Genomic DNA, 14,733 nt, shown 5'->3' with positions numbered 1-14,733 from the left:
CGGGGCGAGGGTCGGAGTCGGTGACGGTCAGCGGGGGCGGCCCGGCGGAGCCTGGAGGGGGGCACCTCAGCGCGTCGTGCCGCTCTCCTCTCCCCACCTACCGCGGCCCCTTGCCCCGACCCTTGGGGTTTCCCCTGCCCGAGTCGGTCGCCGGGGCGGAGCTGGGCACGGAGGGTGCGGAGGTGGTCGTGGGAGCGGCCGAAGGGGATGCCGTCGGCGGCCTGGAGGGCGTGGCTCCCGGCGAGGGTGTGGCTCCCGGCGAGGGCGTGGACTCAGTGCCGGTGGGTGAGGTCCCGGCCCCGGCGGACCGTCCGGCACCCGTCTCCGGAGGGAGGGACGGGGAGTCGGATGCCCCGGCCGCGTCCGGCGCGGCCGACCGGGTGCCCTCCGGCCGGCCCTTCTCCAGGTCGTCCGACGATCCGGCGAAGGCGAAGCCCGCGACCAGCGCGGCCACCGAGACGACGCCCACCGCGCCGACGGCGGCGACCGCGCGCCGGGGCCTGCGGGCCGCCCGCCGCCGGTCCGCGCGCCCGCCGGAGACCTGCGGGTCGGACGCCATCGGGGCCGACGGCTCCGCGATGCGAGGCAGCTCGCTGGTCTCGTCGTAGGCGTTCTCCCACCCGTGCGCCGCGGCCGGATCCCGGTACGCCTCGTACTGCGACGGGTCGGCCTCGGCGTACGGGAGATACACGTTCGGCTGAACCGGACGGTTCACGCTCTCACCTGGCCTGGACATGGCCGGGGATTGTAGGGATGCGGGGGCCTCCGGGACAGCGGACGGCGATATCACCGCAAACCTGGCGTCTCACGTGGCGGAAAACACGCCCCGAGGGGCGTTACCGAGCCGTAAGCTCCCAGACATGCAGGTGATCCAGTCGACCAAGCTCAGCAACGTCTGTTACGAGATCCGGGGCCCGGTTCTCGAGGAGGCGATGCGCCTGGAGGCGGCGGGCCACCGCATCCTCAAGCTGAACACCGGGAACCCGGCCGCGTTCGGCTTCGACTGCCCGCCGGAGATCCTCGAGGACATCCTCCGCAACGTCTCCTCGGCGCACGGCTACGGCGACGCGAAGGGCCTGCTGGCCGCGCGCCGCGCGGTGGTCATGCACAACCAGACGCTCGGCATCGAGACGGACGTCGAGCACGTCTTCATCGGCAACGGCGTGTCCGAGCTGATCGTGATGGCGATGCAGGGCCTGCTGGACGACGGCGACGAGGTCCTCGTCCCGGCGCCCGACTACCCCCTGTGGACCGCCGCGGTGGCCCTGTCCGGCGGCACCGCCGTGCACTACCGCTGCGACGAGCAGTCCGACTGGATGCCGGACCTCGCGGACGTCGAGCGCAAGGTCACCGACCGCACCAAGGCGATCGTCATCATCAACCCGAACAACCCGACGGGCGCGGTGTACGACGAGGCGATGATCCGGGGTCTGACCGACATCGCCCGCCGGCACAACCTGCTGGTCTGCTCGGACGAGATCTACGACAAGATCCTCTACGACGGCGCCACGCACATCCCGACCGCCAAGGTCGCGCCTGACCTGCTCACGCTCACCTTCAACGGAATGTCGAAGGCGTACCGGGTGGCCGGATATCGCGTCGGCTGGATGTCGATCTCCGGGCCGCGCGCCCACGCCGACTCCTACATCGAGGGTCTGACGATCCTGGCGAACATGCGCCTGTGCGCGAACATGCCGGGTCAGCACGGGGTCGTGGCCGCGCTCAGCGGGCGGCAGACGATCAACGAGCTGGTGCTGCCGGGCGGGCGGCTCAAGGAGCAGATGGACACGGCGTACGAGCTGCTGACGCAGATCCCGGGCGTGACGTGCGTCCGCCCGAAGGGGGCGCTGTACCTCTTCCCGCGCCTGGACCCGACAGTGTTCAAGATCAAGGACGACCGGCGGATGGTCCTCGATCTGCTGCGCCGGGAGAAGATCATGGTCGTCCAGGGCACCGGCTTCAACTGGCCGGAACCCGACCACTTCCGGGTGGTCACGCTGCCGACGGTGACGGATCTGCGGGACGCGGTCGGACGGATCGGGCGCTTCCTGGACGGCTACGGCCAACCCTGACGGTCACGCCCGGCAAGCCTCCGGGTCCGGTTTTAAGATCGACTCAACTTTAGACGAGTTCCAAGCTAGGATGGTTTCCTGCAAGCACACGGGAGGCCGTCTCATGTACGAACCGATCCGCACCAAGTCGGTCCACAGCACGACGGCCGGCACCTCCGACTTCCCTCACCGGACGCGCGAGGAGGAGCTGGACATCCAGCTCGCGAGTCATCTCGCGGCGCTGCTGGCCGTCACCGACGAGCTGCGCGCCCAGGCCCCCTCCACCGACCTGGACACCGCGGCCGAAGATCTCGCGCGGCAGGTCGCCCGGTTGCGGGGAGGCAGGCCGCCGGCCCGCGCCACGACCACCGGCCCGACCCGCTCCACGGCCCTGCACCGACGGGCCCACGCCCTCGCCGGACGCGCCCTGGTCGTCGCGGCGTCCCGCGCCGACACGGCGGCGGCGATCCTCTCGGCGGAGCGCATGGACGCCCACGCCGCCGCCCTGGCGACCGAAACCCTGGCCGCCACCGCCTGACCCCACCGGGTCCCCCGAACGGCCCCGGTCCGCGTGCACCCGCAGCGACGCGCGGACCGGGCGCCACACACCGCTGACGGCCCGGACGGAAGCCCCGGCACGAACCCATCCGGAACAGGCCCCTCCCGTTGCGTTCCGGGTCCGCTCCTTCACTCTCCGTTCATCCGGGGCACCCGGGAATGTGCGATTCCGGGAGCACGCTCCGGGCGTGAGACGTATCGCAGGAATCGTCCTCGCGGTGCTGCTGATCGGTGGCGTGGTGGCCGCCGTCGTCGCAGGCCGGGACAACGAGGAGACAGGCACGGCAACGAAGACCGTGCGGATGGTCATCGGATCGGAGAAGGCCGCGTTCTTCGCCGATCCGGACGTGGTGAAGGCCCTCGCCGCCAGGGGCCACACCGTGAAGGCCGAGACCTCCGGGTCCTGGGCCATGGAGGGGCTGGACCTCAAGGGGTTCGACCTCGCATTCCCGTCCGGCCAGGCGCCCGCGGCCGAACTCGCCGCCAAGTACAAGGTCACGGGGACCCTCCCCCGCCCGTTCTACTCGCCCCTCGTCGTCGTGGCCCACCGCGGGGCCGCCGAGGTGCTCGCCGGGAACGGGATGGCCACGCTCGACGGGAAGAGCCGCGGCACCCTGGACATGGCCGCCTACCTAGACGCGGTCGGCCGCGACCGCACCTGGCAGCAGTTGAAGGGCGCCGCGGTGTACGGGGAGCTGACCGGCACCCTCTACATCTCCAGCACCGACCCGGAGACCTCCAACTCCGGCGCCCTCTACCTGGCCGCCGCCTCCTACGTCGCCAACGGCGGCAAGGTGGTCGCGGGCGACGCCGAGGTCGACAAGGCCACGCCGCTGCTGCGCAAGCTGGTCAGCGTGCAGGGCGCCCAGCAGTCCAGCACCGACGCGGCCTTCCGGGACTTCGTCAGCGGCGCCGGCAATCCCCTCGTCCTCGTCTACGAGTCCCAGGTGGCCGCCCTCCTCGACGAGCAGGCGAACCCCGGTGACCTGGTCGTCCTCTACCCGGACACCACGGTCAACAGCGACCACACCGTCGTACCGCTGACCGAGCGGGGCAAGGCCGTCGCCGAACTCCTCGGCACCGACCCGGTGTTGCGCAAGCTGGCGGTCCGGCACGGCTTCCGTCCGCAGGGCGACCTCGCCGAGTTCGCGGCGGCCACCGCGAGCCGCACCGCCTATCTCAAGCAGCAGCTGACCGGCGTCCGCCAGGCTCCCGTGCCCACCTCCGCGGTGCTGCACGAGCTGGCGCGACGGGCGCGCGGACAAGGGGGACACACCAAGTGAGCACCAGCGACAGCGACTTCACGCTGACCCCGCCGGAGGCCGTCACGGCCGTGCCGCGGGAGAAGGTCGGCGGACTCGTCCCGGTCGACGACGGGGTCCGCAGTGACATGGCCGCCAAGGCCGCCGCCTACGTCGACGGCCTGGCCGCCCTGGACGCCCGCTCACCCGAGTTCGCCGGCAAGGTCGGCGAGATCACCGCGTTGGGCGCCGGCGAGATGCGCACCGCGACCGCGCAGTCCAACCGGATGCTGGAGCGCACCGTGCGCAGCCTGCCCGACAAGGGCGGGGACGCCCAGTCGAAGGTGGCGGGCTCGCTCGTCGAGCTGCGGCGCGTGGTCGAGGACCTGGACCCGCGGGACCTGCCCGCGAGCAAGGGCCGCAGGTTCCTCTCCCGGCTGCCCGGCGGCAACAGGCTGCGCGACCACGTCGCCAAGTACGCCTCCGCACAGGGCACCCTCAACAGAATCGTCGGCTCCCTCCGGGGCGGTCAGGACGAACTGCGCCGCGACAACGCCTCCTTGCAGACCGAGCGCGTCCGCCTGTGGGAGACCATGGGCAAGCTCCAGGAGTACGTCGTCCTGACCGAGGCCCTGGACGACGCCGTCGAGCAGCACATCACCGGCGCCGAGGCCACCGACCCCGCGCAGGCCGACACCCTGCGGGCAGACGTCCTCTTCCCGGTCCGGCAGAAGCACCAGGACCTGCTCACCCAGCTCGCGGTGTGCGCGCAGGGCTACCTCGCCATGGACGTCGTACGCCGCAACAACGAGGAGTTGATCAAGGGCGTCGACCGGGCGGCCACGACGACCGTGTCGGCGCTGCGGATCTCCGTGATGCTGGCCTCCGCGCTGGACAACCAGAAGAAGGTCGTCGAGCAGGTCAACGCCCTGCGGGGGACCACCGAGGACCTGATCCGGGGCAACGCGGAGATGCTCGCGACCCAGAGCGGGGAGATCCAGCGCATCGCCGCCGACCCGGCGGTCGGGGCCGAGACGCTGCGGACCGCGTTCCAGCAGATCTACCGCACCCTCGACGCCATCGACAGCTACAAGGTCCAGGCCACCGAGGCGATGGCGGTGACGGTGGAGAACCTGACGTCCGAACTCCAGCACGCGGGCACGTATCTCGACCGCAGCCGCAAGCAGGGCGCGCTGGAGGGTGGCCTCGGATGAGACGACCCCTGGCCGCCGTCCTCGCGTCCGTCGCCCTGCTCGCGGCCACGGCCTGCTCCGGGCCGAACGACGGCAAGGACGGCAAGGACGGCAAGGAGGACGCGAGCGCCCCGCGGCCGGGCACCCTGCGCGTCCTGGCCTCCAGCGAACTCAGTGACATGACCCCGGTCTTCGAGCGGGTCGCGAAGGACACCGGCGTCACGCTCCGCCCCACCTACATGGGCACCCTCGACGCCGTGGACCTGCTCGCCACCGGCAAGGCCGACGGCCGCTACGACGCCGTATGGCTGTCCTCCAACGACTATCTGCGGCTGCGCCCGGACGCGGCCGAGAAGGTCGTGTCGGAGACCCCCGTCATGTCCAGCCCGGTCGCCATCGGCGTCCGGACGGCCACGGTCGGGAAGCTGGGCTGGAAGCCGGCGGAGGTCACCTGGTCGCAGATCGACCTGGCGGTCCGGGACGGCCGGCTCACCTACGGCATGACCGACCCGGCCCGCTCCAACTCCGGTTTCTCCACGCTGGTCTCGGTCGCCTCGGCGCTCTCCGGCGCCCAGTCCGCGCTCACCGACGCGGACGTGGCGACGGCCCGGCCGCGGCTGAAGGAGTTCTTCCAGGGGCAGAAGCTGACCTCGGGCTCCTCGGGCTGGCTGGCGGGCGCGTACACCCGCCGCGGTGACGTCGACGCGCTGCTCAACTACGAGTCGGTCCTCGAGGGCATCCCGGGCCTGACCGTGATCCGCCCGAAGGACGGCGTCGTCACCGCCGACTATCCGCTCTCCTCGCTCGCCTCGACGGACACGGCGACCCGCGAGAACGTGCGCAGGGTGACCGAGGCGCTGCGCGCGGACCCCGTCCAGCGGCTGATCACCGACCGCACCCACCGCCGCCCGGTCGTCGCCTCGGTGCCGCCCGCGGCGGGCCTCGACACCGGCCGGCGGCGCGAACTGCCGTTCCCCGGCAGCCGATCCGTCGCCGACGGCCTGCTCGACGCCTACGAGAACGAGCTGCGCCGCCCCTCGCGGACCGTGTACGTCCTCGACACCTCCGGCTCGATGGAGGGCGACCGCCTCAGCCGGCTGAAGACGGCTCTCACCGACCTCACCGGCGACTTCCGCGACCGGGAGGAGGTCACGCTGATGCCCTTCGGCTCGGACGTCAAGAGCGTGCGCACGCACGTCGTCGACCCAGCAGACCCGGACCAGGGCCTCGACGCGATCCGCGGCGACACCAAGGGCCTGGAGGCCGACGGCGACACCGCGATCTTCACCTCCCTGCAGAAGGCGTACGACCATCTCGGCACCGGCAAGGACACGTTCACGTCGATCGTGCTGATGACGGACGGCGAGAACACCGCGGGCGCGGACGCCGAGGACTTCGACGCGTTCTACCGCGGGCTGTCCGGCGACCGCCAGGACATCCCCGTCTTCCCCATCCTCTTCGGCGACTCCGACCGCGAGGAGCTGGAGCACATCGCCGAGCTGACCGGCGGCCGCCTCTTCGACGCCCGGCAGGGCTCGCTGGACGGCGCCTTCGAGGAGATCCGTGGCTACCAGTAGGTTCATGGGCTACCTGGAATCCCGCAAGAACATCGCGGGCAGCGCGTGCGGGCTGGCCGGCCTGGTGCTGACCTTCACGGGTGCGGCGGGGCCGTACTGGCCGGTCGTGGTCGTCGGTCTGTACGGCGCGGGCGCGCTGACCGCGCCGCCGGAACGGCCCCCGCTGCCGGACTTCCCGGACCCGTCGGCGCAGCTCGACGAGGTGCGGGCCGACTTCGACCGGCTGAAGGCCTATCTGGCGGACGTCGAACTGCCGCCCGCGGCGGGCGGCCGGCTCACCGAACTGACCGAGCTGCTGACCGCGTTGCTGGACCCCGGCTGGGTCACCGAGATCCTCGCTCAGGACCCGGAGGGGGTGCACACGCTGTCCCGGGCGGTGCGCCAGGACGTTCCGGAGGCGGTCGACACGTTCGTGCGGACCCGCTGGTGGACGCGGCTCGCGCCCGGCCAGGAACCACCGGAGCGGCACCTGGAGCGGCAGTTGACGCTGCTGCACGAGGAGGCGGAGCGGCTGGCGGCGGGGCTGCGCGAGACGGAGACGCGGCGGCAGGAGTCGCACACCCGGTATCTGGAGGACCGCTCCCAGTAGCGGTTCCTCGGTGGGGGGGGCCGCACGGGCGAAGGCCTGCCGCCGCCCGTCCCGTCGGGGCTGACGGGTGGGCGACGACAGGCCCAGGGCCCCCCACGCCGTTGTGCGGGGCCTCGCCGGTCTGTGGTGCGGTCACCGCGGCCGGCCGTGACGATATTGCTGGTCAGGGCTCAATCGGAACCGGCCGCGGCGTCTCGGGGGCCGGCTCAGCCCAGGCGCTGCACCAGTGCGCGGTACTCGTCCCACAGTTCCTTCGGCGTGTGGTCGCCGAAGGTGTTGAGGTGCTCGGGGATCAGCGAGGCCTCCTCGCGCCAGATCTCCTTGTCGACCGTGAGGAGGAAGTCGAGGTCCTTCTCCGCCAGGTCGAGGCCCTCGGTGTCGAGGGCACCCGGCGCCGGCAGGATGCCGATCGGGGTCTCGACGCCCTCGGCCTTGCCCTCCAGGCGCTCCACGATCCACTTCAGGACGCGGGAGTTCTCGCCGAAGCCGGGCCAGACGAACTTGCCCTCGTCGTCCTTGCGGAACCAGTTGACGTAGTAGATCTTCGGGAGCTTCGCCGGGTCCTTCGCCTTGGCGACGTCGACCCAGTGGCCCATGTAGTCGCCCATGTTGTAGCCGCAGAACGGCAGCATGGCGAAGGGGTCGCGGCGCAGCTCGCCGACCTTGCCCTCGGCGGCGGCGGTCTTCTCGGAGGCCACGTTGGCGCCGAGGAAGACGCCGTGGTTCCAGTCGAAGGACTCCGTCACCAGCGGTACGGCGGTGGCGCGCCGGCCACCGAAGAGGATCGCCGAGATCGGCACGCCCTTGGGGTCCTCCCACTCGGGCGCGATGATCGGGCACTGCGAGGCGGGCACGGTGAAGCGGGCGTTGGGGTGGGCGGCCGGGGTCGCCGACTCCGGCGTCCAGTCGTTGCCCTTCCAGTCGGTGAGGTGGGCGGGCGGCTCCTCGGTCATGCCCTCCCACCACACGTCGTTGTCGTCGGTGAGGGCGACGTTGGTGAAGACCGCGTTGCCCCACAGCGTCTTCATCGCGTTGGCGTTGGTGTGCTCACCGGTGCCGGGCGCGACGCCGAAGAAACCGGCCTCGGGGTTGATCGCGTACAGGCGGCCGTCCTCCCCGAACCGCATCCACGCGATGTCGTCGCCGATGGTCTCGACGGTCCAGCCGCGGGTGGTCGGCTCCAGCATGGCGAGGTTCGTCTTGCCGCAGGCGCTCGGGAAGGCGGCGGCGACGTACTTCGACTCGCCGTGCGGCGGGGTCAGCTTGAGGATCAGCATGTGCTCGGCGAGCCAGCCCTCGTCGCGGGCCATGACGGAGGCGATGCGCAGGGCGTAGCACTTCTTGCCGAGCAGGGCATTGCCGCCGTAGCCGGAGCCGTAGGACCAGATCTCGCGGGTCTCGGGGAAGTGCGAGATGTACTTGGTCGAGTTGCACGGCCACGGCACGTCCGTCTCGCCCTCGGCCAGCGGCGCTCCGAGCGTGTGCACGGCACGCACGAAGAAGCCGTCGGTGCCGAGTTCGTCGAGGACGGGCTGCCCCATGCGGGTCATGGTGCGCATGGACACGGCGACGTAGGCGGAGTCGGTGATCTCGACGCCGATCGCGGAGAGGTCCGAGCCGAGGGGGCCCATGCAGAACGGGACGACGTACATCGTCCGGCCCTTCATGGAGCCGCGGAAGACGCCCTTGTCGCCCTGGAAGATCTCCCGCATCTCGGCGGGGGCCTTCCAGTGGTTGGTCGGGCCCGCGTCCTCCTCCTTCTCGGAGCAGATGAAGGTGCGGTCCTCGACCCGGGCGACGTCGGTCGGGTCGGATGCCGCGTAGTAGGAGTCGGGGCGCTTGACGGGGTCGAGTTTCTTGAAGGTGCCCTTCTCGACCAGTTCCTCGCACAGCCGCCGGTACTCGGCCTCGGATCCGTCACACCAGACCACGTTGTCCGGTTGCGTCAGTTCGGCGATCTCGTTGACCCACGAGATCAGTTCCTGGTGCTGGGTGGGGATGACGGGGGGAGCCGCGATGTCGCGCGCCACGATCGCTCCTAGGTGAGGGATTTTGTCCTTGTCTGCCCCGTGGGGGCCGCGGCCCGGATGCTTCGCAGCAAGCTGCTGAGCGCTCATCCGGTGCCGACCGCACTCATTTGATCATCCGACGCAAGGGCGCATCTGTCCAGAGGGCATCACAGATGAGCGGCGTGAGGCTCGCCACGTGCCCAACCGTCGACCCCTGCCGCGCCCCCCGGACGCGTGAGATGATGACCACTCTTGCCCCCTCATCTCGCCCCACCGATCCGTAACTTACGGTTCCGTAGGTACGATGGAACGCATGACTGCGTCCGCCCCCGACGCGCGTACGGATACGCCGGCCGCCGGCCGCGGCCCCGTCGCGCTCCCCCTGCCGCATCCGGTCAAACCGAAGCTGCGCGGCTGGCTGCATCTCGGAATGTTCCCCGCCGCCCTGGTCGCGGGCCTCGTGCTCACCGCCCTCGCCGACACCACGAGAGGCCGCATCGCCTGCGGCATCTTCGCCCTCACCGCCTGCCTGCTGTTCGGCGTGAGCGCGCTGTACCACCGGGGCGACTGGAGTCCCCGCATGGACGGCGTCCTGCGCCGCCTGGATCACGCCAACATCTTCCTGATCATCGCGGGCACCTACACGCCGCTGACCATGCTGCTCCTGCCGGGCGGCAAGGGAGAGGTGCTGCTCTGGGGCATCTGGGCGGCAGCGGCGGCGGGGATCATCTTCCGCGTCTTCTGGGTCGGCGCCCCGCGCTGGCTCTACACGCCCTGCTACATCGCGATGGGCTGGGCAGCCGTCTTCTTCCTGCCCGACTTCATGCGCGCGGGTGGCATCGCCGTGCTGGTCCTGGTGATCGTCGGCGGCCTCCTCTACAGCGCGGGCGGCGTGATCTACGGCATCAAGCGCCCCAACCCGTCACCGCGCTGGTTCGGGTTCCACGAGGTGTTCCACTCCTTCACGCTGGCGGCGTTCATCGCGCACTACGTGGGCATCTCGCTGGTGGCGTACCAGCACGGATAGCGCCCACCTAGCGCCCACCCCTCCCCTTCCAGGGCCACGGCTTTCGAGCCGTGGCCCTTCTCCGTGCGCCGACATTGGTTGACGGTGAGTATCTTTTGACATCTACTCTCACTCCTCGCCTTCGCCGCGCTCCTGGGCAGCCCTGCGACGGTGGACTCCGGGTACGGCTTCACCGCGCTGTGGCTCATGATCGCCGGGGTCGGCTTCGGCTTCTCGATCGTCCCCGCGATGTCCGGCGCCCTCGGCACCCTGCCCACCGACCGGGCCGGCAGCGGCTCCGGGCTGCTGATGCCCCTGCGCCAGGTGGGCGGCGCGATCGGCATCGCCCTGCTGGGCAGCCTCCTCGCGAGCGCCTACCGCGACCGCCTCGACGTCACCGGGCTGCCCGCGGAGGCCGCCGGCACCGCCGGGGATTCCGTCGTCGCCGCGCATGTCGTCGCCGACCGGGCGGGCGCGGCGGACCTCGTGGCCTCCGCGAACAGCGCGTACGTGCACGGCCTGGGCGTCGTGATGCTGGTCTGCGGTGTCGCCGCCCTCGTCGCCGGCCTGCCGGCCGTCGCGTTCCTGCCGGGGACCCTGTGCGGCAGCCGAATCCCGGCCGCCGACCCGGCCGCCCCTGCACCTCGTCTCCCCGGCGGCGGATGCCCGACAATGACGACCATGACGGCCGCACGCTCCCCCCTCTCCCCCGCCGACCGCCCCCAGCTCGGGCTCCGTGAGCGCAAGAAGATCAAGACACGCGAGGCGATCCGCGCCGCGACGTACGCGCTGGTCGAGGAGCAGGGGTACGAGGCGACGACGGTCGAGCAGATCGCCGAGCGGGCCGAGGTGTCGCCGTCGACCGTCTTCCGCTACTTCCCGACCAAGGAGGACATCGTCCTCACGGACGAGTACGACCCGATCCTGCTGGAGGAACTGCGGTCCCGGCCCGCCGACGAGCCGTGGCCGGACACCATCCGGGACGTGATGCTGTCCGCCGCCCGCGTGGGCGGCGAGGAGGACCTGAGCGTGGCGCGGCTGCGCACCCGCCTGATGGTCGAGATCCCGGCCGTGCGCTCGCGGATGCTGGAGAGCATGTCGGTCACCGGCCGCATGATCTGCGCCGCGCTCGCCGAGCGCACCGGCCGTGACCCCGACGGCCTGGAGGTCCGTGTCTACGCGATGTCCTTCGTCGGCGGCCTGATGGAGGCCTCGCTGTACTGGGCGGAGAACGGCCACCAGGGCGACTTCACCGACCTCGTCGACCGCGCGCTGGACGTCCTGGAGCACGGCCTCGGGAAGGAGAACCCCTGAGACGACCTCGTGTCCCCATGCCATCCTGACCGGGTGAACGCACCCGAGATCCGCGTCGAAGTCGCCCCCGAGCTGGCCCTGTTCGTCCCGCCCGCCCGGCGCTCCGGCGCCACCGCCCTCGCCGTCGACGGCGTCTCCACCCTCGGCCATGTCGTCGAGTCCCTCGGGGTGCCCCTCACAGAGGTCGGCACCCTGGACGTCGACGGCCGTGAGGTACCCGTCTCGCACGTCCCGTCCGACGGCGAGTCGGTGCGCGTACGCCCCGTCACCCGCCCCCAGCGGGTGCCGGGCGCCCCCCTGCGCTTCCTCCTCGACGTCCACCTCGGCACCCTCGCCCGACGGCTGCGACTGCTCGGGGTGGACACGGCGTACGAGTCGGCCGACATCGGCGACCCGGCGCTCGCGGCCCGCTCGGCGGCCGAGCGCCGGGTCATGCTGAGCCGCGACCGAGGTCTGCTGCGCCGCCGGGAGCTGTGGGCCGGCGCCTTCGTCTACAGCACGGACCCCGAGGAGCAACTCCGCGACGTCCTCGACCGGTTCGCCCCCGAGCTGCGCCCCTGGACGCGCTGCACCGCCTGCAACGGACTGCTGCGCGAGGCCACCAAGGAAGAGGTCGCCGACCAGCTGAAGGGCGGCACGCGCAAGACGTACGACGTGTTCGCGCGGTGCGGGGAGTGCGGGCGGGCGTACTGGAAGGGCGCGCACCACGAGCAGCTGGAGGCCATCGTGGAACGCGCCCTTCGGGAGTTCGCGGGCTAGCGCTGCTTCTTCTTCACGTCACCCTTTCCGCAGGCGATGCCGTCCTTGTCGCGGTCCAGACCGTGGCGGTCGCGGCCGGAGACCTTCAGGCCGGTGCCGTAGCCGTTCTTCTCGAGCCAGTCGCAGCGCTCGGCGACGGTGTTCAGCTTCTTCGGGAAGGTCCACGGCACGCACTGGCTGATCGTGCCGTAGGAGTGGTCGCAGCCGTCGAAGCCGGCGGGCATCTCGACGCCCTCGTGGCCCTGGTGGTTCTGGTGGTCGCCGTGGTCGGTGCTCTCCGGTACGGCGGTGTCCGTCTCGCTCGCGGGAGCGGCCCTGAGGTCCTCCGCGAAGTCCTGGACCCGGGCCGTCGCGACCTGGCCGGCCGCGCCGATCCGCACCCACTTCGACACCGACGGCACGCCGTTCGCGTCGACGACCGACAGCATGTACCAGCCGGGCGGGGCCAGGTTGGGGTTGCTGGTGAGGCTGAGGTCGATGGTGTCGCCGTCGACCGTCATCGGCAGGTCGACATAGCGCTGGTTGGGGTCGGAGGAGTGGGTGATGGCCGCCGGGCGGATCAGCGAGGCCTTGACCACCGGCTTGTCGACGGTGATGCGCTGGTCGGTGCCGTAGGTCCAGTCGGTGCCGGCCACGGAAGTGATCTGCGGGCGGTCGCCCTTGAACAGGTACGGCGGCTCGTAGATGGACACCCGCTGGTCGAAGGAGCCGTCGCCGGGGTTGTCGCCGACGCTCAGGACGCGGCCGTCGGGCAGCAGCAGGGACGACGAGTGGTAGGTCCGCGGGACCGGGTCGGTCGCCAGGCCCGCCTGGAAGGTGTTGGTCGCCGGGTCGTACAGCGACGCCTCGAAGACGGGGTCCTCGCGGTAGGTGTGCAGGGCGCCGCCGGTCTCCAGGACCTTGCCGTCCGGGAGGATGACCGCGGAGACGTACACCTTGCCCTCGGCGCCGGTCTGCGGCGTGCCGTCCTGGTAGTGGCCCTTCGGCAGATCGGGCCCGGGTACGTACTGCGGCGAGTCGGCCTTCATGTCGATCAGGTCGACGAGTCCGTGCGCGTCGGGTGCCACGGTGTGGTTGCCGCCGCCGATCGTGGCGACCTTCTGGTCCTGGGCGGGCGGCAGCAGCACCGACATGGACTGGTCGCGCTCGTCCTTCTTGCGCAGGCCCGGTACGTCGGCGATGGTCCCGGCCTCGTAGTCGTACACCGAGGCGCCGGTGCCGGGCAGGCCGTTGCCGAAGACGTGGCTGCCCGTGTAGAAGAGGCGGCCGTCCTGGAGCAGGATCATCGACGGGTACAGGCCCCAGAAGGACCAGGCCTGCTTGGCCTCGCCGAGCGGCAGCCACTTGTTCTGGGCGTAGGAGAAGTGCTCGTTGACGACCGTGCCGGAGGAGTCCTCGGCGAGGCCGCCCAACGAGACGACGTCACCGTTGCCCATCGCGGTCGCCGACGGGTACCAGTGGCCCGCCAGCATGTCGTTGACCTTGATGTACTTGTTCTGGTCGGGGTCGAAGACGTAGCTGCTGCGCAGACCCTTGTAGCCGACGCTGCCGTCGGGTGCGGCGTAGTCCTTGTTGCCGCCGACGACCAGCACCCGGCCGTCCGGTAGCTGTACGTGCCCGGCGCAGAAGAAGTCCTCGGGCGTCGGGATGGCGGTGTAGCCGCCGGTGACGGGGTCGTACAGCGAGGTCCTGAAGGTGCCCGCCTCGAACATGTCGAGGTCGTTGCCGGAGCCGGCGATGAGCAGCACCTTGCCGTTGTGCAGCAGCACCGAGTGCATGGCCCGGACGGGCATCTCGGAGGTCTGGACGGTCCATTCGCCCTTGCACTCCGGTCCCGTGCCGCCCGTGGTGCAGGGGTCGGGATCGGCGGGGACGGTGGCGTCCGTCATGGCGTAGTCGTCGGTGGTGAGGCTGCCGACGCCGTAGAGGGCGCCGCCCCAGGTGATCCGGTCGGTACCCGGCGGGATGACCGGGGTGCGGACCTCGGTGCGGGTCCAGCCGGCCGACTGCTCCAGGGTCTTGAGGTCGGTCCAGTAGACCCAGCCCTGGACGGTGTCGTGGCGGAAGAGGGTGAAGGCCACGTCCGGTGTCGTGGACCTGTACCAGAACGACAGGTCGTACTGGTGGGCCGGAGTGACCTGCGGGGCGCAGGCGTTCTCCAGCATCATCGTCTTGCGGTCGCCGTCGGCGCGCCGGGTCAGCTCGATCTGTACGGCCCGGCTGCCGGAGTGGGCGTCACCGGTGACGGTGAAGGAGAAGTCGTTGTCTCCCCAGCCCGACTTCTCGAAGCACTGCGGGAACTGGGACGGCCCGTCGAGGATCTCCAGGCCGGGGTTCCTGACCAGGTTGGTGGCGGCGTTGGCGGGTTGGGCGCCCAGCGGGCCGAGCCCGAGGGCGGCGGCGAACAGCATGAGGGCGGTGAGCAGCAGACGCGGT

At 71.1% G+C, this 14,733-nt stretch carries 12 protein-coding genes and 1 pseudogene; 10 read left to right on the top strand and 3 right to left on the bottom strand.

Annotation, left to right across the window (positions count from 1 at the left end; translation table 11 throughout):
• Positions 1 to 97: 97 nt before the first annotated feature.
• A complete protein-coding gene (locus ACFWJX_RS28555) occupies positions 98 to 715 on the bottom strand; it encodes a hypothetical protein (protein WP_383248739.1) in 618 nt (205 codons plus the stop codon).
• A 145-nt stretch (positions 716 to 860) separates the two neighbouring features.
• On the opposite strand from ACFWJX_RS28555, the gene ACFWJX_RS28550 reads away from it, so the two are divergent.
• The 6 genes from ACFWJX_RS28550 to ACFWJX_RS28525 all read left to right on the top strand — a co-directional run bounded on the left by ACFWJX_RS28550 (position 861) and on the right by ACFWJX_RS28525 (position 7,209).
• Positions 861 to 2,072 (top strand): pyridoxal phosphate-dependent aminotransferase, encoded by a 1,212-nt coding sequence (locus ACFWJX_RS28550; RefSeq protein ID WP_383248737.1) that lies wholly within the window; start codon positions 861 to 863, stop codon positions 2,070 to 2,072.
• 103 nt (positions 2,073 to 2,175) lie between these two features.
• The gene (locus ACFWJX_RS28545; protein WP_383248735.1) at positions 2,176 to 2,589 is read left to right on the top strand and encodes a hypothetical protein; all 414 of its coding nucleotides are present in this window, start codon (positions 2,176 to 2,178) and stop codon (positions 2,587 to 2,589) included.
• Between the two features lie 208 nt (positions 2,590 to 2,797).
• Positions 2,798 to 3,892 (top strand): hypothetical protein, encoded by a 1,095-nt coding sequence (locus tag ACFWJX_RS28540; protein ID WP_383248733.1) that lies wholly within the window; start codon positions 2,798 to 2,800, stop codon positions 3,890 to 3,892.
• Positions 3,889 to 5,064 (top strand): toxic anion resistance protein, encoded by a 1,176-nt coding sequence (locus ACFWJX_RS28535; RefSeq protein WP_383248731.1) that lies wholly within the window; start codon positions 3,889 to 3,891, stop codon positions 5,062 to 5,064. The genes ACFWJX_RS28540 and ACFWJX_RS28535 overlap by 4 nt, the downstream gene beginning before the upstream one ends.
• Positions 5,061 to 6,620, top strand: a complete 1,560-nt coding sequence (locus ACFWJX_RS28530; protein ID WP_383248729.1) for a substrate-binding domain-containing protein — start codon at positions 5,061 to 5,063, stop codon at positions 6,618 to 6,620. The genes ACFWJX_RS28535 and ACFWJX_RS28530 overlap by 4 nt, the downstream gene beginning before the upstream one ends.
• Positions 6,621 to 6,624: 4 nt before the next feature.
• The gene (locus tag ACFWJX_RS28525; RefSeq protein WP_383249000.1) at positions 6,625 to 7,209 is read left to right on the top strand and encodes a hypothetical protein; all 585 of its coding nucleotides are present in this window, start codon (positions 6,625 to 6,627) and stop codon (positions 7,207 to 7,209) included.
• 206 nt (positions 7,210 to 7,415) lie between these two features.
• Here ACFWJX_RS28525 and ACFWJX_RS28520 read toward each other — a convergent pair whose 3' ends face one another.
• Positions 7,416 to 9,239: a phosphoenolpyruvate carboxykinase (GTP) gene (locus ACFWJX_RS28520; protein ID WP_383248727.1), complete on the bottom strand. Its 1,824-nt coding sequence runs from the start codon at positions 9,237 to 9,239 to the stop codon at positions 7,416 to 7,418.
• Between the two features lie 292 nt (positions 9,240 to 9,531).
• Here ACFWJX_RS28520 and ACFWJX_RS28515 point away from each other — a divergent pair, with 292 nt between their 5' ends.
• From ACFWJX_RS28515 to ACFWJX_RS28500, 4 genes and pseudogenes are all read left to right on the top strand, one after another.
• Complete coding sequence (locus ACFWJX_RS28515) at positions 9,532 to 10,245, top strand: hemolysin III family protein (protein WP_383248725.1); 714 nt, start codon at positions 9,532 to 9,534, stop codon at positions 10,243 to 10,245.
• A gap of 105 nt (positions 10,246 to 10,350) precedes the next feature.
• Positions 10,351 to 10,900, top strand: a pseudogene (locus ACFWJX_RS28510) (MFS transporter); the annotation flags it as partial.
• A complete protein-coding gene (locus tag ACFWJX_RS28505) occupies positions 10,897 to 11,538 on the top strand; it encodes a TetR/AcrR family transcriptional regulator (protein ID WP_383248723.1) in 642 nt (213 codons plus the stop codon). The pseudogene ACFWJX_RS28510 and the gene ACFWJX_RS28505, both read left to right, overlap by 4 nt.
• A gap of 33 nt (positions 11,539 to 11,571) precedes the next feature.
• The gene (locus ACFWJX_RS28500) at positions 11,572 to 12,297 is read left to right on the top strand and encodes a Mut7-C RNAse domain-containing protein (protein ID WP_383248721.1); all 726 of its coding nucleotides are present in this window, start codon (positions 11,572 to 11,574) and stop codon (positions 12,295 to 12,297) included.
• Here the strand turns inward: ACFWJX_RS28500 and ACFWJX_RS28495 are convergent.
• Complete coding sequence (locus ACFWJX_RS28495; protein ID WP_383248718.1) at positions 12,294 to 14,708, bottom strand: galactose oxidase-like domain-containing protein; 2,415 nt, start codon at positions 14,706 to 14,708, stop codon at positions 12,294 to 12,296. The genes ACFWJX_RS28500 and ACFWJX_RS28495 overlap by 4 nt on opposite strands.
• Between the last annotated feature and the right edge of the window lie 25 nt (positions 14,709 to 14,733).

The sequence above is a fragment of the Streptomyces sp. NPDC058335 genome, from assembly GCF_042723915.1.
Lineage (GTDB): Bacteria > Actinomycetota > Actinomycetes > Streptomycetales > Streptomycetaceae > Streptomyces.
Note: the sequence above shows the minus strand (reverse complement) of the source record. Positions and strands in the feature narration are given on the sequence as shown.